Below are 18,714 nucleotides of genomic sequence, written 5' to 3'. Positions count from 1 at the left end.
CCTGCCGCCTGCCGCCTGCCGCCTGCCGCCTGCCGCCTGCCGCCTGCCGCCTGCCGCCTGCCGCCTGCCGCCTGCCGCCTGCCGCCTGCCGCCTGCCGCCTGCCGCCTGCCGCCTGCCGCCTGCCGCGCAGCAGGTCTGCCAGCCGCTGCTCCCGTTCCGTCGCGCCCGCCGTGATCCGCACGGCCCGGTGCTCCGCCCTGCGCCGGGCCGCCTCCGGATCACCGGACCCGGCGGCGGAACCGGCCGCGCCCGCCGTCCGCTTCTCCCGCGCGCGCTGCCCGCCGGTGTGGGCGGGCGGCAACCCACCCCCGCGCCCGAGCTAACCCACCTCCAGCTCCTCCGCCATCGTCGCCCGCAGCCGCAAGGTCGTCACCAGGCGCTGGAACGCCTCCGCCCAGTAACCCCCCGCCCCGGGGCTCGCGTCCTCCCCCTCGTCCGGCACCGCCATCAGGCCCTCCAGCCGCCCTGCCTCGGCCGGATCGAGACACCGCTCCGCCAGCCCCATCACCCCGCTGAAACTCCACGGATAACTCCCCGCGTCCCGTGCGATGTTGAGCGCGTCCACCACCGCCCGCCCGAGCGGCGCGGCCCACGGCACCCCACACACCCCGAGCAGCTGAAACGCCTCGGACAAGCCGTGGGTCGCGATGAACGCCGCGACCCACTCGGCCCGTTCGGCGGAGCCCAACGTGCTCAGCAGCCTGGCCCGCTCCGCCAGAGACACCGCCCCCGGGCCCCCGGCCTCCGGCGCCGCGGGTGTCCCGAGCAGCGCCCGCGCCCACCTGGCGTCCCCCTGCCGTACGGCAGCCCGGCACCACGCCGCATGCAGTTCGTCCCGCCAGTCGTCCGCCACCGGCAGCGCCACGATCTCCTCGGGCGTCCGCCCACCGAACCGCCCCGGCCACACGCCCAGCGGCGCCGCTTCCACCAACTGCCCGAACCACCACGAACGTTCCCCCCGCCCCGAGGGCGCCTTCGCTACGACGCCGTCGCGCTCCATGCCCGAGTCGCACTCGTGCGGCGCCTCGACGACGATCGTCGGCCTGTCCTGGGTGTGGTCGAGGGCCACGCACGCCCCTGCCCTGACCGCCATCCGCGCCGCCAGCGCCGAACCCGGCAGGGCCGACAGCAACTCCGCGGCCGTGGCCCGTACGTTGCGGCTCCGGTCGGCCAGCGCCTGCTCCAGGAACGGCTCGTCGTCCGCCCCCAGACCAGTCCGCAACGAGTCGAGGAACATCAGCCGGTCCTCGGCCCGCTCGGTCGCCCAGGTTGTCGCGAGCAACTCGCGCGCGGCGGCGGGCTCCCGGGCACGTATCGCCGAGAGGAGGGCCACCCGCTCGGCGAACAGCCCTTCCTCCCAGAGCAGTCGGACGCCCGCGGTGTCCTGCGGCGACGGCAGGGCTGTTCCGCCGCCGGGTGTCGCCCGCAGGGCGAACCGCCAGTCCGGGTTCAACCGGGCGAGCCAGGTGGCACGCGAACCCGCGAACGCCAGCGCCGCCGGCCGCAGATCCGTACGCCCCCGGGCCGCGTCCAGCAGGGCGGGCAGCAGCTGCGGCGGCGCCGCGTAACCGCGGGCGTTCGCCGTCGCGAGCCACTGCGGCAGCAGCTCCATCAGATCAGGTGCCGTACCCCTGCGGCCGCCGCCGCCCGTGCCCGGCCGATCGGCGAGCAGCATCGCGAGTCTGCGGGCCGCCGCCGCGGGCAGCGGAGGGCGCGTGTCCTCGGGCGCCGGCTGCGGCCGCTGTGCCGCGCGCGCGGGCCGCAGCCCGGCCCGCCGCCGTACGGTCTCCACGGCCGCCGCGTCCAACAACCCCACCGGTGCCTCGGGACCGGGCGCGACGCCGGGCGGCGTACGGCGTGCCGTGCCGAGCAGCGCCGAGGTGACGAGCTCCTCCCAGGCGTCCGGCGCGGGAGCGGAGATCTTGTCCATGGGGTTCCTTTCCGTCCGGCCGGGTGCTCGGTCAGTTCCGTTCAGCACAGCTGCACCGCCTCGCCCGCCCCCTCCGGCCAGGCCGTCAGCGGGGTGAAGCCGCGGTGGCCGCACTCGCCGAAAACCTTGACCGGGGCGCCGCCCGAGAGCGCGACCAGACGCCACAGGCCCGGGCGGGAGCGGGCGGAGGCGGTGAGCGGCAGGGCCGAGTCGTCCTCGGCGTCCGCCAGTTGCCAGGAGTCACCGTCCGGGGCCGGTATCACCCGGTCCAGGGTCACGGGGACGGAGTCCAGCCACGGGTCGTCCCGCAGTGCCTCGCCGTAGCGGGCGGCCGCCTGTTCGGTCGTCACTCCCGGCGGGCGGGTCGCCGTGGGCGCGGGCGGTGCGAACTGCTCGCCGAGCGCCGCCCGCAACTGACCGGTACCGGGATAGGAGGACACCTCCGCCTCCAGCTCAAGGCCCACCGGCAGCGCCAGTTCGGGGGCGCGGCCGGCGGCGCCGTAGGAGAGGAGGAGTGCCGTGCGGCCCGAGTCCGTGCCGTGCAGCCAGATCCGGCGGGTCGTCAGACGGGCGTCCGCCGTGTCGTACTGGGCGAGGACCAGCCAGCGGTCCCGTGTCGCGGGGCCGTCCGCCGAGGCGGGCAGGCCGATCCGGGAACGGACCGTCGACGCGAGGCCGTCCGGCAGTCGCTCGCGGCGCAGCCAGCCCTGGTCGAGGAGGTGGATGAGGGCGCACTCCTCCAGCAGCCGCACCGGCCAGCCCGGACCGGACGAGGGAACCGCGCCCAACTCCCGAACCCGGGCGGCGAGTCCCGGTGCCTGCGCGTCGACCATGCGGGCCGCCGTCTCCTCCCACATGCCATATCCCGCCTGCTCCGTCCCCGCCAGGCCGCCGCGCAGCAGGTCCGCCAGCCGCTGCTCCAGCTCCGTCGCGCCCGCCGTGATCCGCACGGCCCGGCGCTCCGCCCTGCGCCGGGCCGCCTCCGGATCACCGGACCCGGCGGCGGAACCGGCCGCGTCCGCCGTCCGCTTCTCCTGCGCGCGCTGCCTTCTCCCCTCTATCCACTGCTCCGCCCAGTCCGGCGTCGGCCCCGGCGGCACCGCTCCCTCCCCGCCTGCCCAGAGCAGCAGCAGCCCGAGCGCGTGCTTGCACGGGAACTTGCGGCTCGGGCAACTGCACTTGTACGCGGGCCCTGCCGCGTCCGCGATGTCGATGACCGTCTGATACGGCTTGCTGCCACTGCCCTTGCACAGCCCCCACACCGTCCCCTCGTCGGAACTCCCCGCCTCGGACCACGGCCCGGCCGCGCCGAGTTTGCTTCCCGCTTTGCGTGACGTGGCGTCAGGCGCCAGTGCCAGCACCTGATCCGCCGTCCAGCGCACCCCCTGCTGAGTCATGACATCGAAGGTAGATCCCCCCACTGACAATCGGCCGCGAGCCGACCCTCGTGAGCACGTTTCCGCAGGTCGGATCGCATTGTCAGTGGCGTGGTGCACGGTTGGTGACAGATCCGAACCGGCCGAGCTGGAGGGGGCCTCAGCCATGACTGTGTCTGTTGAACCGACGTCCGTGGAACCGAAGCAGGGGGAGCCGGACGAGGCGTTGCGGCCGCATGCCGAGGACGCCTTCGCCGGTGAACTCGCCGCGCTGGCCGCGCAGGACGACCGCCCACGCCCGGTCCGCTGGAAGCTGTCGCCGTGGGCGGTGGCGACGTACCTGCTCGGCGGCACCCTGCCGGACGGCACGGTGATCACTCCGAAGTACGTGGGGCCGCGCCGGCTCGTCGAGGTCGCCGTCACCACCCTCGCCACCGACCGCGCCCTGCTCCTGCTGGGCGTGCCCGGCACCGCGAAGACCTGGGTCTCCGAGCACCTGGCCGCGGCGGTCAGCGGCGACTCGACGCTGCTCGTGCAGGGCACGGCGGGCACCCCGGAGGAGGCGATCCGCTACGGCTGGAACTACGCCCAGCTGCTCGCCAACGGTCCGAGCCGCGACGCCCTCGTGCCCAGCCCCGTGATGCGGGCCATGGCGGAGGGGATGACGGCCCGGGTCGAGGAGCTGACCCGTATCCCGGCCGACGTGCAGGACTCGCTGATCACCATCCTGTCCGAGAAGACGCTGCCGATACCGGAGCTGGGCCAGGAGGTGCAGGCGGTCCGCGGCTTCAACCTCATCGCCACGGCCAACGACCGCGACCGTGGGGTCAACGACCTCTCCAGCGCCCTGCGCCGCCGTTTCAACACGGTCGTGCTGCCGCTGCCGGAGAGCGTAGAGGCCGAGGTCGACATCGTCTCGCGCCGCGTCGACCAGATCGGCCGCTCCCTCGACCTGCCGGCCGCGCCCGACGGCGTCGCGGAGATCCGCCGAGTGGTGACGGTCTTCCGCGAGCTGCGCGACGGGATGACGTCCGACGGCCGTACGAAGCTCAAGTCGCCCAGCGGCACGCTGTCGACGGCCGAGGCCATCTCCGTCGTCACCAACGGTCTCGCCCTCGCCGCCCACTTCGGCGACGGCGTCCTGCGGGCCGGAGACGTCGCCGCGGGCATCCTCGGCGCCGTCGTCCGCGATCCGGCGGCCGACCGGGTCATCTGGCAGGAGTACCTCGAGGCGGTCGTTCGCGAGCGGGACGGCTGGAAGGACTTCTACCGGGCTTGCCGGGAGGTGAGCGCGTGAGCGAAGACCTGGGTGGCGACTCGTCGTTCGTGGGCGTACGGGGTGTCGGGACGGTCGCAGGGGTTCGGTTCGGACGACGGGGATGGTCGCGAGGGCTTCGCTTCGGATTGCCGGGGTCGCGGAGGCAAAGGGGACGGGTGTGACAGGGCTTGAGCGGGACGGCGCCAAAGGCGGGATCGGGACGGTCGTCGAGGACGACTCCAAGTGGCCTCGGAGGGGAGGGGAGCGGTGTGACGGGCGTGGGTGAGGCCGGGAACGGGGGGACTGGCGCCTCCGGGGGGCTCGGGAGTGCGGGGACGGCTGGTGGCGGCGGGTCGGGAAGCGGGGGTGTGGCTCGGGGCGGTGTGGCGGGGAGCGAAGGGTGGAGGGGCTCTCGTGCGTCAGCCGGAGAGGGAATGGACGGAGGCAGTGTGTCCGGGAGCGGGGGTGTGACCGGCCTCGGTGTACATGGGGGCCGGGAGGCCGGTGCGGGGCCGTTGCTGCTCGGGGTGCGGCATCACGGGCCCGGGTCGGCGCGGTCCGTGCGGGCGGCGTTGGACGCGGCCCGGCCCCGGGTCGTGCTGATCGAGGGGCCGCCCGAGGCCGACGCGTTGATCCCGCTGGCCGCCGAGGAGGACATGCGACCGCCAGTGGCTCTTCTCGCTCATGCCGTGGACGAGCCCGGCCGTTCGGCGTTCTGGCCGCTTGCCGAGTTCTCCCCGGAGTGGGTGGCGATCCGCTGGGCGCTGGACCACGACGTGCCGGCCCGTTTCATCGACCTGCCGGCGACTCACACGTTGGCGTGGGGGAGGGACGAGGGGGACGAAGGCCCGGCGGGCCGACCGGACGACCCCGCCGACGCGATGCCGGAGGCGAGTGGGTCCGAGGCGCCCTCGGACGCTCACGGCACCGGCCCGTCCGGCGAGGACGCTGTGGAGGACGAGGCCGCCGCTCACGTCGCCGTCCGTGTCGATCCGCTCGGTGTGCTCGCCGAGGCCGCCGGATACGACGATCCCGAGCGGTGGTGGGAGGACGTCGTGGAGCACCGGGGGACGGGACAGGGGGATGTGTTCGAGCCGTTCACCGTGTTGGAAGAGGCGATGGGGGTGCTGCGGGAGACGTACGGAACCGGCGGACACGACCGGGACCTCGTGCGCGAGGCGTACATGCGGCTCCAGGTGCGGGCGGCACAGCGGGAGTTCGGGGAGGACGTGGCCGTGGTGTGCGGGGCCTGGCACGTGCCCGCTTTGCGGCGGAAGACCACGGTCGCCGCCGACAAGGCGCTGCTGAAGGGGCTCCCCAAGGTCAAGGCGGACATGACGTGGGTGCCGTGGACGTACCGCAGGCTCTCGCGGCACAGCGGCTACGGCGCGGGGATCGACTCACCCGGCTGGTACGGGCACCTGTTCGGCGCGCCGGACCGCCCCGTCGAGCGGTGGCTGACCAAGGTGGCGGGGCTGCTGCGGGACGAGGACCGGATCGTGTCCTCGGCACACGTCATCGAGGCCGTACGGCTGGCCGAGACGCTGGCGGCGATGCGCGGCCGTCCCCTGCCCGGCCTGAGCGAGACGACCGACGCGGTGCGGGCGGTGATGTGCGAGGGCTCGGACGTGCCGTTGGCGCTGGTGCACGACCGGCTGGTGGTGGGGGACGTCCTGGGGGAGGTGCCGCAGGCGGCACCCGCGGTGCCGTTGCAGCGCGACCTCGACCGGATCCAGCGGCGGCTTCGGCTCAAACCGGAGGCGCTGGACCGGGAGTTGGAGCTTGATCTGCGCAAGGAGAACGACGCCGAGCGCAGCAGGCTGCTGCACCGGCTGCGGCTGCTGGGCGTGGCGTGGGGTGAGCCGACGGCCTCGCGGGGGAGCACGGGCACGTTCCGGGAGACATGGCGGCTGCGGTGGGAGCCGGAGCTGTCGGTGCGGGTCGCCGAGGCGGGGGTGTGGGGCACGACCGTGCTTGCCGCAGCGACGGCCAAGGCGGAGGCGGACGCCGTCTCCGCGTCGGGGCTCGCCGACGTCACCGCTCTCGCCGAGCGGTGCCTGCTGGCAGAACTCCCGGACGCCCTGCCCACGGTGATGCAGATTCTCGCCGACCGCGCCGCGCTGGACGCGGACGTCGGCCATCTCGCCCAGGCACTGCCGGCCCTCGTCCGTTCCCTGCGCTACGGCGATGTGCGCGGCACCGGCACCGGCGCGCTGACGGAGGTCGCCGCGGGCCTCGCCGAGCGGGTCTTCGTCGGACTGCCCCCGGCCTGTGCCGCGCTGGACGCGGAGGCGGCGGAGGAGATGCGGCGTCATGTGGACGCGGTCCACGGGTCGGTGGGGCTGCTGGGCGAGGTGACGGACCCGGGACAGGACCCGCCCGGGGCTTCAGGGCAGCGGGACGGCGATCGGAGCGGCCGTTCAGCGACGGTAGCGGGGAAGGACGGCCAGGGCGCCGCAACGGCCGTACCGGAACAGGGCCCGGCTGCCACCGCCGTGTCCGGGCCGGACGACAGGGGAGACGTCCCGGCTCCGGCTCACCGCGGCCTCCGTGGCCGTTGGCAGGCCGTGCTCAAGGTGTTGTCCCTGCGAGACACCGTGCCCGGTGTCATTCGGGGGCGGGCTGTGCGGCTGCTACTGGACGACGGGGAGTTGGCGCAGGACGAGGCCGCGCGGCTCATGGGTCTCGTGCTGTCGCCGGGGACGGCGCCGGGGGACGCGGCCGCGTGGATCGAGGGTTTCGTCGGTGGGGGGTCCGGCGGCGGGATGCTTCTCGTGCACGACGAGCGGCTGCTCGGACTGGTCGACGCCTGGCTGACCGGGGTTCCGGCGGAGGCGTTCACCGATGTGCTGCCGCTGCTGCGGCGCACGTTCTCGGCGTACGAGCCGGGAGTACGCCGGACGCTGGGCGAACTGATCCGGCGAGGGCCGGGACAGCGGGGGAGTGGGGCGGGGGCCGGGGTCGGGATACCGGGTTTCGGGGCCGACCTCGACGGCGACCGGGCGGACGCCGTGCTGCCGGTGCTGCGGCTGCTGCTCGGCCTGGACGACGACCACGAAGACGAGTTGGCGAACGCCGACGACAACGACCTTGCGGGGGTGGCGGGACGATGACCGAGGTATCTGGGACTCCGGGAGGCGGGGGCGACAGGACAGCCACCGCCGCCGGGGGCGGGCGCGGAGATGCGCTCGGGCACAGGGCCGGGTCCCGCGTGAAACACGGCCCGGTGACGAGTGTGGCCGTGGTCCCGCTCTGGGACCGGTTCCGGACAGGAGCACGGGGATGACGACCGAGCCGAACGACCTGACGACGCCGGAGACGACGGTTCCCGCCAGGAGCCCGCACTCGCGGACGAATCCAGCGCGGCATCCGACCAAGGGCCCGACGTCGGCCTCGACCGCGAAACCACCGACACAGCCCGTGCGGGACGCAGCCGACGACCGGGCGACTGATGCTGCGGAGGATGCGGCCCCGGCCCCGGCGCTGATTCCGGTCAATGCCCTGACAGCCTCCACAGCCTTTGCAGCCCCCGCAGACGAGCGGCTGCGGCGTTGGCGGCTTGTGCTGGGCGGGGAGGCGGCCGATGGGACCGGGTGCACGCTCAGTGGGCAGGATGCCGCGATGGACGGGGCATTGACCGCGCTCTACGGCAGGGGGGACGGGAAGGGGCAGGCGGGGAAGGACCGTTCGGCGGGGCTCGGGGCCTCGGCACCGTCCGTGGCGCGGTGGCTCGGGGACATCCGGACGTACTTCCCCTCCTCCGTGGTCCAGGTCATGCAGCGGGACGCCATCGACCGGTTGGGGTTGGCCACCCTGCTCCTCGAGCCGGAGATGCTGGAGGCGGTGGAGGCCGACGTGCACCTGGTCGGCACGCTGCTGTCGCTCAACAAGGCGATGCCGGAGACGACGAAGGAGACGGCACGGGCCGTCGTGCGCAAGGTCGTCGAGGACCTGGAGAAGCGGCTCGCCACGCGCACCCGCGCCACCCTCACCGGTGCCCTCGACCGCAGCGCCCGGATCAGCCGGCCGCGCCACCACGACATCGACTGGAACCGCACGATCTCGGCCAACCTCAAGCACTACCTCCCCGAGTACCGGACGATCGTGCCGGAACGGCTGATCGGATACGGCCGGGCCTCCCGGTCGATGAAGAAGGAGGTCGTCCTCTGCATCGACCAGTCGGGGTCGATGGCGGCGTCCGTCGTCTACGCGTCCGTGTTCGGAGCGGTGCTGGCCTCCATGCGGTCGATCGACACGCGGCTCGTCGTCTTCGACACAGCGGTCGTCGACCTCACCGACCAACTCGACGACCCGGTGGACGTGCTGTTCGGTACCCAGCTCGGCGGCGGCACGGACATCAACCGGGCGCTGGCGTACTGCCAGTCGCAGATCACCCGGCCCGCGGAGACGGTGATGGTGCTGATCAGCGACCTCTACGAGGGCGGCATACGCCACGAGATGCTCAAGCGGGTCGCGGCGATGAAGGCGTCCGGGGTGCAGTTCGTGACGTTGCTCGCGCTGTCGGACGAGGGGGCGCCCGCCTACGACCGGGAGCACGCGGCCGCGCTCGCCGCGCTGGGCGCACCGGCCTTCGCCTGCACTCCCGACCTGTTCCCGGAGGTGATGGCGGCGGCCATCGAGAAGCGGCCGCTGCCGATACCCGACCCGGTGTGAACCGGGGCCACCTGTTGGCGATTTGTCGACCGGGTGACCTGCGACTTCGCCCAGCAAAACGGACATGACTACGCATCGGTAACAGGGGACTTGCGCGACCTCGGGCACCCCGTGCAAGGATCGGCGTCTCCACAGTCTTCACCCTTCCCCACCGTTTCCCTTTCGCCTCCATTCCGTTCCATTTCGTCCCATTCCGTTTCGCTTCGCTTCGTTCCGTCGCACGGAAGGACCCGCCCCCTCTTGACCTGGTCAGCAGCCTTTCCCGGTGCCGCGGTGCGCGTGCTGCGCGCGGCGGTCGGGCGGCGTGCGCTGCAACTGGTGCTGCTGGTGGGTGGGTTGTTCATGCTCGGCTTCCTCTGCGGGGAGCAGGCACATGCGGCCGACGGCATCGGAGCGTTGCCGGCGAAGGCGGCCGGTCAGCTGGTGAAACCGCCGGCCGAGCCGATGGCCAAACACACGGCCACCGCCATACCCACGGCCACCGCCATACCCACGGCCACCGCCACCGCCACGGTCACGGACACGGAGACGGACACGCCAAAGGGCAGCTCCCCCCAGCCAGTTGCCCCCAAGTCCGGCGCCGACGCCCTCACCAACCCGGCCGACGACAAGGTTCTCCGGCCGGTTACCGAGGACGTCGTCGGGGCCGTGACCGGCGGTGTCGTGCGTCCGGTCGGTGATCTGGTCGAGACGGTGACCACGGGGTTGACCGAGACGGTCGGGATACCGGCGGGGTCCACCCTGCCGGGGTGGCCGACGCTGCCGTCGTTCCCGGACTCCCCGTCGTGGCCGACCCTGCCCACGGCGCCGGGTCTCCCGACGGTGCCTGGCCTGCCCGGGATCCCGGGCAGGACTCTGCCCGTGCCCGCGCCGGTCACCTCGGCGCCGCAGCCCCAGCCGGGTGATCACGCGGCGACGAAGCCGACCGGCGACGAGGGCTCCGCGGGCGACGGCGCCGTCTACGGGCCGCGGTTCGCCGGTCACGGCACCGTGACCGAGGCCGCCGCACACGCCTCCGCCCACCGCACCACGACATCCAACGCCCACGCGCCCGCGCACCAGGCGCCCTCCGACAACCACGGCGGAGCCCTGGGCGGCAAGTCGGCAGTGGACAACGGCTCGTCGCGACACGGCGACGCGCATGCCGTCACCCTCGACCACCGGGCGCCGCTGCGGCTCGTGCCCGGTGCTGCCGCGAGCGTCGACGCGGCCGGGACCCGGGACAGGCACCGGGACATCCCCGTCTTCCCCGGCTAGGGCAGACCTTCCCCCGCAGCTGACCTGCCGCGCGGGGGCGGAACAGGTCTGCCCCAGCCGTTCGGACCCCCCAGATCTCCTCAGATCTCCGGACGGATCCCCCCTGGAGCCTCGTGGCTCCGGATGTCCCCATTGCCTCCCCAGGCACCCCAAGATCCAGGGATCTGACGCACTCATGAACAAGAACATCCGCCGTTCCATCGTCATAGCCGCCGGTGTCACCGGTGCGTGGGCACTCGGTTCCGCCGTGGCCAGCGCGGACGAGCTCCCGGCCACCTCTCTCTCCGCGACGGACACGGGGACGGACACCGTGTCCAACACGGCGACCGACACCGCGTCCGACACGAACACCACCGTCACCGACACCCTCGGCACGGTCACCGACACCCTCGACAACACGGTCGACGCCGTCGTCTCCGACGTCACCACCACCGTCGCCGACACCACCGGCACCGCGCGGAAGGCGACCGCCGGCACCACCGAGCAGGCCCGGCGTCACGCAGACACCGAGGTCACGGTCCCGCAGGTGTCCCAGGTCGCCGAGAGCAAGGCGTCCAAGGTGAAGGGCGCCGCGGCCATCCAGGGCGCGAAGGCGGCCCGGGCCGCGCAGGCCGAGGCGAAGGCCAACGCCGCGCAGGCCGCCGCGGTCAAGGCCTCCGGCGTCGCCGCGCCCACCGCACCGAGCACACCCACCGCACCCCACAACGGCGTCGACTACCTCTTCGGCCCCCTCTCGGCCTTCGCCCCCGAGGTGGAGCGGGCCCTGGCCGGCGCCCAGACGAAGCTGCAGGGCGTCCAGTCGGCGGCCCGTTCGCAGGCGCAGGGCGTCGACGGCGTCGTACGGACGAACAAGCAGCACACCGTCGCGGGCGCGACCGGCACCGCGCACGCCACGCTCGCCGGAACGCAGGGCCGGATCGCCGGCGTCTCCGCCACGGCCGGAGCCGAGGCCACCGCCGTCACGGCCACCGCCGAGGCGACGGTCTCCTCCGTCCCGAGCCACATCACGGGCACGGTGAACGGTGTGCGTGGGCAGGCTCTCGGCACCGTCGCGGGCGTCCCCGGGACCGTCACCCCCGTCGTCGACCGGACGGTCGCCGCGGTCGTGCCTCCCGTCGTGACCGTCGCCGTGGACGGTGTGGTGCCGGTCGCCGCGCAGGCGGTGGACGGTGTCGTGCCGGTCGCCGAAGGGGTGGCACCCGCCGTCGGGCGGACCGTGGGCGGGGTGCCTCCGATCGCCACCGGCGCGGTGGGCGGCGTGACGCCGGTCGCCGAAGGGGCTGTGGGCGGGGTCGCGCAGACCGCCGGGCACGCCGTGGGTGCCGCGACCGCGCTGGCGTACGGAGTCGTCGGGGACGTGTCCCCGGTCGTGGACGGCGCAGTCCAGGGCGTGCGGCCCGTCGTCGGCGGCGCGGTCGCCGGAGTCGGGGGGATCCAGCACGGTGTGGCCGGCTACGCCACCGGCACGGTCGCCGGAGTGCTCCCCGTCGTCGACGGTGTCGTCGCCGACGTGCCGCCCTACGCCACCGGTCTCGTCGGGCAGGTCGCCCAAAACACCACCGACGCCGTGCTGCCCCCGGTCGTGAACACCGCCGTGCACGGCGTGCTGCCGGTCGCCGGGCAGGCCGTCGCGGACGCGACCGCCCTGGCGTACGGCGTCACGGAGGACGTCCACCCCTTCGCGACCGGAGTCGTCGGAGACGTCGCGCCGCTCGCGTACGGCGTCGCCGGGCACGCCACCGACCTGGCGTACGGCGTCACGGGTGAGGTCCCGGTCTTCGCGCACGGTGTCACGGGGGCCGTCCAGCCGGTCGTCGGCACCGTGACCCGGACGGTCGAGCCGGTCGTCGGCAGTGCCACGACGTTGGCGTACGGCGTCACGGGCGACGTCACGCCCTTCGCGTACGGCGTCGTCGGCGAGGCCGCTCCCGTCGCCGGGCAGGTCGGCCCCTTCGCCGGGAATCTGACCGCGACCGTCCAGGACACCGCCGGACCGCTCGCCGGGCACGCCGTCACCGGCGTCCAGGGCGTGGCCGAGTCCGTCACCCCGGGTTACGCGCAGAACATCCAGTACCGCGCCTGACCGTCTCCCGCCGAACGACTCCGTGAGGTGACGGTCCCCGGACGGCCGAAAGCCGTCGGTCCGTCCTGCCGGAACCTCACGGACGGGGCGAAGCGGTCCCCATTGGGGTGGGGATCGACCGCCCAGGCCCCTTGAAGAAGGGGGCTGCACAAGGGGCCTCACCGGGTCGACCCCACCCCGGTGAGGCCCTTCCCCATGCCTCGTGGAAGCGTCCCGGCACCCTCACACGCGGCACGCCGTGCCAGTGAGCGCGGCATCATGTGACAGGTATCACCGCTCAGGTGTGACCCTCGATTTAGGGGCCTCCCGCAAGCAGCGATAACCTGCGAGACGGACATGCCGCGCGCTCGGACACCGTGTGCGCCTCCCTTGTGACAGACACGGTCGGACGTCACGTTGCCCTCGCGGCACGCCCACGCAGACAACGAACCGCGAGATCACTGATAGGGACGGAAGCGCGTGGACCTGTTCGAGTACCAGGCGAGGGACCTCTTCGCCAAGCACGATGTACCGGTGCTGGCCGGTGAAGTCATCGACACGCCTGAGGCGGCCCGCGCAGCCACCGAGCGCCTCGGTGGCAAGTCCGTCGTCAAGGCCCAGGTGAAGGTCGGCGGCCGTGGCAAGGCCGGCGGCGTCAAGCTCGCCGCCTCCGCCGACGAGGCGGTCGAGCACGCGACCAACATCCTCGGCATGGACATCAAGGGCCACACGGTCCACAAGGTGATGATCGCCGAGACGGCTCCGGAGATCGTGGAGGAGTACTACGTCTCCTTCCTCCTCGACCGTGCCAACCGCACCTTCCTCTCCATCGCGTCCGTCGAGGGCGGCATGGAGATCGAGGAGGTGGCGGAGACCCGCCCCGAGGCCGTCGCTAAGACGCCGATCGACGCCAACGTGGGTGTGACCCCCGAGGTCGCCCGCCAGATCGTCCAGGCCGCGAACTTCCCGGCCGAGGTCGCCGACAAGGTCGAGAACGTCCTGGTCACCCTGTGGAAGACCTTCATCGAGGAGGACGCCCTCCTCGTCGAGGTCAACCCGCTGGCCAAGGTCGCCTCCGGTGACGTCCTCGCCCTGGACGGCAAGGTCTCCCTCGACGAGAACGCCGAGTTCCGTCAGCCGGGGCACGAGGCCCTCCAGGACAAGGACGCGGCCAACCCCCTCGAGGCCGCCGCCAAGGAGAAGAACCTCAACTACGTCAAGCTCGACGGCGAGGTCGGCATCATCGGCAACGGCGCGGGTCTCGTCATGAGCACCCTGGACGTCGTCGCGTACGCCGGTGAGGCGCACGGTGGCGTCAAGCCCGCCAACTTCCTCGACATCGGCGGCGGCGCGTCCGCGGCCGTGATGGCGAACGGCCTGGAGATCATCCTGGGCGACCCCGACGTCAAGTCGGTCTTCGTCAACGTCTTCGGCGGCATCACCGCGTGCGACGAGGTCGCCAACGGCATCGTGCAGGCGCTGCAGCTGCTCGCGGACAAGGGCGAGGAAGTCACCAAGCCCCTCGTCGTCCGCCTCGACGGCAACAACGCCGAGCTGGGTCGCAAGATCCTCTCCGACGCCAACCACCCGCTGGTGCAGCGCGTGGACACCATGGACGGCGCGGCCGACAAGGCCGCCGAGCTCGCGGCTGCGAAGTAAGGAAGAGGGACAGATACAGCCATGGCTATCTTCCTCAACAAGGACAGCAAGGTCATCGTCCAGGGCATGACCGGTGCCACGGGCATGAAGCACACCAAGCTCATGCTGGCCGACGGCACCAACATCGTCGGTGGCGTGAACCCCCGTAAGGCGGGCACGTCCGTCGACATCGACGGCAACGAGATCCCGGTCTTCGGCACGGTCGCCGAGGCGATCGAGAAGACGGGCGCCAACGTGTCCGTTCTCTTCGTGCCGCCGGCCTTCGCCAAGGCCGCCGTCGTCGAGGCGATCGACGCGGAGATCCCCCTCGCGGTCGTCATCACCGAGGGCATCGCGGTCCACGACTCGGCGGCGTTCTACGCGTACGCCGTGTCGCAGGGCAACAAGACCCGGATCATCGGCCCGAACTGCCCCGGTCTCATCACCCCGGGTCAGTCGAACGCCGGCATCATCCCGGGCGACATCACCAAGCCGGGCCGCATCGGCCTGGTCTCGAAGTCCGGCACGCTGACGTACCAGATGATGTACGAGCTGCGGGACATCGGCTTCTCCTCCGCCGTCGGCATCGGTGGCGACCCGATCATCGGTACGACGCACATCGACGCGCTCGCCGCGTTCGAGGCCGACCCCGACACCGACCTGATCGTGATGATCGGTGAGATCGGTGGCGACGCCGAGGAGCGTGCGGCCGCGTTCATCGCGGAGAACGTGAAGAAGCCGGTCGTCGGCTACGTCGCGGGCTTCACCGCGCCCGAGGGCAAGACCATGGGCCACGCCGGCGCCATCGTCTCCGGTTCCTCCGGCACGGCCGCCGCGAAGAAGGAGGCCCTCGAGGCCGCCGGCGTCAAGGTCGGCAAGACGCCGACCGAGACGGCGAAGCTGGCGCGGGAGATCCTGGCCGGCTGAGTTACCCAGCTGTCCGTTGATGGGCTCGCTCCGTGGGTTGGAGCGGGCCCATCGGCGCGTCACGGGGGTGCCGCTCCGGTTGTCGGGCGGGTGCGGGTGCGTCGTGGCGCGAACGGCCCCCACCTGCCCGCAGTCAGCGACCCACCGGCACCAGCCTCTCCGGACCGCTCGCCGTCTCCTCCCGCAGCTTCTTCCGCAGTTTCGTCTCCGCCTGCGACAGCGCCCCCGGCGCCACCCGCGTCGGCACCCCGTGCACCTCCGCCCCCGGCGCGATCGGCGGCTCGTAATGCGTAGGAGCCGTCCGGATCGTGAGCGCTGTTGTGCCGATCAGGGCGACCGTGAACGCGATCGCGGCCCTGGTCCACAAGCGTGCCCGGCGCTCGCTCCCGATCCTCACCGCGGGCGGCTGCGCGGCACGCAACCGCTCCCTGGAGGCCAGCGAGACCAGGCGGTCGTGCAGGTCGGACGGGTCGGCCAGGTCGGGAAGCCGTGCCGCGATCGCCGCGCGCGCGTTCATCAGCCGGTTCGCCGTCGCCGGGGTGCTCGCCTCCGTCTCCGCCGCAGTCTCCGGAAGATCGAGGCCTACGCCGTCGTACAGCAGGAGGGTGCGCCGCTGTGACGGCGGGAGTTCCATGAGTACGGCCAGCAGCGCGCGGTCGCACGGGTCGGCGACGGGCTCCTCGGGGCTGCGGTGGCGGGGGCGGAAACGGTGCCAGGGAGAGAGGGCGTACTCGTACGTCATGATCCGTACCCGGCCCGCCGGGTCCCGGTCCACCGCCACCTCGGGCCAGCGCTGCCAGGCGAGTTGGAAGGCCCGCTCGACCGACTCGCGGGCGAGCTCACGGCGGCCGGTGAGCAGGTAGGCCTGCCGGACGAGCGCGGGGGCGCAGAACGCGTACAGCGCGTCGAAGGCCTGAGTGGGTGTCAGAGGCGTGGCAGGGAGCTCCTCGTGCTCCTGCTGAGGAACCGTCACAAGGCGCCCCTTCGTACGAAAAAGTACATAGATGTATATTGAGCGACACATCGGAGGTTCGCCTGTTACGACGGGAAAGCGCGTGTCGTTGGGAGCATGGCGGTCGTGATCCAGATGACCGCTCGCCGAACGTCGTTGCCGCCCCTGCTCGTCCGCTTGCGCGACCGAACGCCCGGCTTGGCCGCCGGCCTCCTGGGTGGCGCGGTGGCCGCCGGGCTGGGGCTCGGTTCGTTCGCCGTGCTCGTGATCATGCTGTGGATCAGTTCGCCGTATCCCGACAGCGGCCCGGGTGGCGCGCTGCACGTGGCCGCGGCCCTGTGGCTGCTCGCGCACGGGGTCGAACTGGTCCGGACGGACACGCTCTCCGGGGTTCCGGCGCCTGTGGGCGTCACCCCGTTGCTGCTGCTGGCGCTGCCGTTGTGGCTGGTGCACCGGGCGGCGCGGGACGCGGCCTCGGAGGACGAGGAGTCGCCCGCGGCTTCCGGGCGGACCGCGTGGGCGGGGGTCGTGCTCGGATACCTTCCGGTCGCCGCGGCCGCAGCACTGTACGCGTCCGGCGGGGCGCTGCGGCCTTCCTGGGTGTGGACCTGCGTGTGCCTGCCGGTCCTCGTCATGGGCGCGGCCGGCGTGGGGGTGTGGACGGCGTACGGCCGTCCCTCCGACGCCGTGGACGGAGTGCTGGTGCTGCTGCCCCGGGGGATGCGGCGGCTCGTCCTCGGAGCGGACGCCCGGGCCCGGCTCTCCGTGGCGGCGCGAGCCGCGGGGGCCGGGATCGCCGTGCTCGTCGGGGGCGGTGCGGTGCTGCTGGGCGTGTCGCTGGTGGCGCATGGCGCCGCGACGCAAGCCTCCTTTCTGCAGCTGACGGAGGGCTGGTCGGGACGGTTCGCCGTCGTCCTGCTGTGTCTGGCGCTGGCGCCGAACGCCGCCGTGTGGGCGGCGGGGTATGCCGTCGGGCCCGGGTTCGTCATCGGCGCGGGGAATGTGGTGGGGCCGCTGTCCTCGGATCCCGCGCCGATGCTGCCCTCGTTCCCGCTGCTGGCCGCGGTGCCGGAGGCGGGGCGCGGGGAGCCGGCGCACTGGGTGGCGGGGGTGGTGCCGGTGGTGGCCGGGGCGGTGGTGGGGTGGTTCTTGGGACGGGCCTCGGCCGCGGGGTGGTCGTGGGGGCGGACGGCGGGTGCGGTGTGCTGGGCGGCGGTGCTGTGCGCCGGGACGGTCGCCCCGCTGGCCGTGCTGGCCGGCGGACCGCTGGGGGTGGGGACGCTGGCCCGGTTCGGGCCGGTGTGGTGGCAGGTGGGTGCAGCGGTGGTGGGCTGGATCGCGGGGGTGGGGCTTCCGGTGGCGTTGGCGGTACGGACCTGGCGGGGCCGCTCGCGAGGCGGGCCGCGGCAGTGGGTGCCGGTGCCCAGGCTCTCGCCGCGCAAGGCGACAGGCGGGGCTGAGACCTCCCCTGAGACCTCCCCTGGGACTGCCCCTGGGGCAGCCCCCGGGACCGCTCCTGCGGCCGACCCCGAGGAGGCGAGCGACCCGCAGGGCGACACCTACGACCAGGGCGACACCTACGACCAGGACGACACCTACGACCAGGGCGACACCTACGCCCGCCACGACGAGGACGACACCTACGAGCCGTACGACTTCCTGCCCGCCGAGCCCCAGACGGGGCCGGTGCCTTCACCGACGCCCTGGTCCGACGACCCGTCGCACGAGACCCGCTGGGCGGTACTGAAGGAGGCGTCCACGCCGCCGGAGGAATCCCCGGAGAAGCCCCCGCCCACCGACTGACGCGTCAGCTGCTCTCGCCCAGCAGCCCCCGGAGTTCCTTCGGGAGCAGGTCCGTGCACGACTGCTGCGCCTGGTTGGTGAGGGCGTCGTTCGTGCATGTGTAGTAGTCGTCGTAGACGAGCCGCGCGGTGAAGACCCCCGCCACCACGGTGATGGCCAGGGAGGCGGTGACCAGGCCGCTCACCGCCGCGGTGGTCTGGGGGCGGGCGGACTGGGGCGGAACGGGGGTGTCGGGGTCCGGGGTGCGGGGCTTGGCGCGCAACGCGCTGATGCCCCAGTACAGGGCCAGGGCACCCAGGAGCAGGGCCAGATACAGCCAGCCGAAGAGGGCGAAGAAGAAGGCCCACATGCCGGAGAGCAGGGCGTAGCGGGCCCGGCGCTGGGCGGGGTCCGTCGGGTCCCAGCGCGGGCCCGGACCCGCGTTGCCCTGTCCTTCCGGGCCGCCGCCGGGGCCGGCGCCCGGGCGACTACCGAAGCCGCCGTCGGAGCGGCCCGGCTGGCGGTCGCTCCACTGACTGCCCCACGGGGTGCGCCCTCGGGTGCCGTCGTCGTCCTGGCCGTCGTCCGAGCCCTCGGGGCGGCGCGGCTGCCACGGGCGGTCCGGGGTGCCCTCCGGCGGCGGGGCGAAGGGGTTGTCGTCCTCGGCCGCACCGCCCCGCCCCTTGCCGTTCTTCTTGTCGGAGGAAGGGGCGTCCGGCGGCGAGGCGGGCTGCTCCCGCAGCAGCATGCCGCTGCGCTCCCCTCCCTGCACCGACTGCGGGGGGAGCGTGAGGAGTCGCAGGCTGCGGTCCGACATCAAGTGAGCGTCTTCCCCTTGAAGGATGTGACTTGCACGG

12 protein-coding genes and 1 pseudogene are annotated in these 18,714 nt (G+C 73.2%); 8 read left to right on the top strand and 5 right to left on the bottom strand.

The window, feature by feature from the left end:
- From RNB18_RS40825 to RNB18_RS40815, 3 genes and pseudogenes are all read right to left on the bottom strand, one after another.
- Positions 1-302, bottom strand: a pseudogene (locus RNB18_RS40825) (hypothetical protein); the annotation flags it as partial.
- 18 nt (positions 303-320) lie between these two features.
- Positions 321-1,931 (bottom strand): DUF5691 domain-containing protein, encoded by a 1,611-nt coding sequence (locus RNB18_RS40820; protein ID WP_311719173.1) that lies wholly within the window; start codon positions 1,929-1,931, stop codon positions 321-323.
- 41 nt (positions 1,932-1,972) lie between these two features.
- Positions 1,973-3,328, bottom strand: a complete 1,356-nt coding sequence (locus tag RNB18_RS40815; RefSeq protein WP_311719171.1) for an SWIM zinc finger family protein — start codon at positions 3,326-3,328, stop codon at positions 1,973-1,975.
- 145 nt (positions 3,329-3,473) lie between these two features.
- On the opposite strand from RNB18_RS40815, the gene RNB18_RS40810 reads away from it, so the two are divergent.
- From RNB18_RS40810 to sucD, 7 genes are all read left to right on the top strand, one after another.
- Positions 3,474-4,604, top strand: a complete 1,131-nt coding sequence (locus RNB18_RS40810) for an ATP-binding protein (protein WP_266521291.1) — start codon at positions 3,474-3,476, stop codon at positions 4,602-4,604.
- 395 nt (positions 4,605-4,999) lie between these two features.
- The gene (locus RNB18_RS40805) at positions 5,000-7,678 is read left to right on the top strand and encodes a DUF5682 family protein (protein WP_311719170.1); all 2,679 of its coding nucleotides are present in this window, start codon (positions 5,000-5,002) and stop codon (positions 7,676-7,678) included.
- Positions 7,679-8,048: 370 nt separating this feature from the next.
- Positions 8,049-9,239 carry a VWA domain-containing protein gene (locus tag RNB18_RS40800; RefSeq protein WP_311719184.1) on the top strand — a complete coding sequence of 397 codons (1,191 nt, stop codon included), beginning with the start codon at positions 8,049-8,051 and terminating at the stop codon, positions 9,237-9,239.
- Between the two features lie 240 nt (positions 9,240-9,479).
- Positions 9,480-10,496 (top strand): hypothetical protein, encoded by a 1,017-nt coding sequence (locus RNB18_RS40795; protein WP_311719169.1) that lies wholly within the window; start codon positions 9,480-9,482, stop codon positions 10,494-10,496.
- 175 nt (positions 10,497-10,671) lie between these two features.
- On the top strand, positions 10,672-12,579 hold the full coding sequence (locus tag RNB18_RS40790; protein WP_311719168.1) for a hypothetical protein: 1,908 nt from the start codon (positions 10,672-10,674) through the stop codon (positions 12,577-12,579).
- Between the two features lie 459 nt (positions 12,580-13,038).
- Complete coding sequence (gene sucC, locus RNB18_RS40785) at positions 13,039-14,217, top strand: ADP-forming succinate--CoA ligase subunit beta (protein WP_057607820.1); 1,179 nt, start codon at positions 13,039-13,041, stop codon at positions 14,215-14,217.
- 21 nt (positions 14,218-14,238) lie between these two features.
- On the top strand, positions 14,239-15,123 hold the full coding sequence (sucD, locus tag RNB18_RS40780) for a succinate--CoA ligase subunit alpha (RefSeq protein WP_046261564.1): 885 nt from the start codon (positions 14,239-14,241) through the stop codon (positions 15,121-15,123).
- A 133-nt stretch (positions 15,124-15,256) separates the two neighbouring features.
- Here sucD and RNB18_RS40775 read toward each other — a convergent pair whose 3' ends face one another.
- A complete protein-coding gene (locus RNB18_RS40775) occupies positions 15,257-16,147 on the bottom strand; it encodes a sigma factor-like helix-turn-helix DNA-binding protein (protein ID WP_311719167.1) in 891 nt (296 codons plus the stop codon).
- A gap of 45 nt (positions 16,148-16,192) precedes the next feature.
- Between RNB18_RS40775 and RNB18_RS40770 the strand changes: the two genes are divergently transcribed.
- Positions 16,193-17,878, top strand: coding sequence for a cell division protein PerM (locus tag RNB18_RS40770; RefSeq protein ID WP_311719166.1), 1,686 nt, complete (start codon positions 16,193-16,195; stop codon positions 17,876-17,878).
- 4 nt (positions 17,879-17,882) lie between these two features.
- Here RNB18_RS40770 and RNB18_RS40765 read toward each other — a convergent pair whose 3' ends face one another.
- Positions 17,883-18,674 (bottom strand): hypothetical protein, encoded by a 792-nt coding sequence (locus RNB18_RS40765; protein ID WP_311719165.1) that lies wholly within the window; start codon positions 18,672-18,674, stop codon positions 17,883-17,885.
- Between the last annotated feature and the right edge of the window lie 40 nt (positions 18,675-18,714).

It is taken from the genome of Streptomyces doebereineriae (genome assembly GCF_031845645.1).
Lineage (GTDB): Bacteria > Actinomycetota > Actinomycetes > Streptomycetales > Streptomycetaceae > Streptomyces > Streptomyces canus.
This window is presented reverse-complemented; position numbering and strand designations above follow the sequence as displayed.

Bases quoted from the DNA above. Each gene is read 5' to 3' on its own strand.
- RNB18_RS40770 (WP_311719166.1), top strand. From the start codon at position 16,193: ATGGCGGTCGTGATCCAGATGACCGCTCGCCGAACGTCGTTGCCGCCC.
- sucD (WP_046261564.1), top strand. From the start codon at position 14,239: ATGGCTATCTTCCTCAACAAGGACAGCAAGGTCATCGTCCAGGGCATG.
- RNB18_RS40790 (WP_311719168.1), top strand. From the start codon at position 10,672: ATGAACAAGAACATCCGCCGTTCCATCGTCATAGCCGCCGGTGTCACC.
- RNB18_RS40820 (WP_311719173.1), bottom strand. From the start codon at position 1,931: ATGGACAAGATCTCCGCTCCCGCGCCGGACGCCTGGGAGGAGCTCGTC.
- RNB18_RS40765 (WP_311719165.1), bottom strand. From the start codon at position 18,674: ATGTCGGACCGCAGCCTGCGACTCCTCACGCTCCCCCCGCAGTCGGTG.
- RNB18_RS40815 (WP_311719171.1), bottom strand. From the start codon at position 3,328: ATGACTCAGCAGGGGGTGCGCTGGACGGCGGATCAGGTGCTGGCACTG.
- RNB18_RS40805 (WP_311719170.1), top strand. From the start codon at position 5,000: ATGGACGGAGGCAGTGTGTCCGGGAGCGGGGGTGTGACCGGCCTCGGT.
- RNB18_RS40775 (WP_311719167.1), bottom strand. From the start codon at position 16,147: ATGTGTCGCTCAATATACATCTATGTACTTTTTCGTACGAAGGGGCGC.
- RNB18_RS40810 (WP_266521291.1), top strand. From the start codon at position 3,474: ATGACTGTGTCTGTTGAACCGACGTCCGTGGAACCGAAGCAGGGGGAG.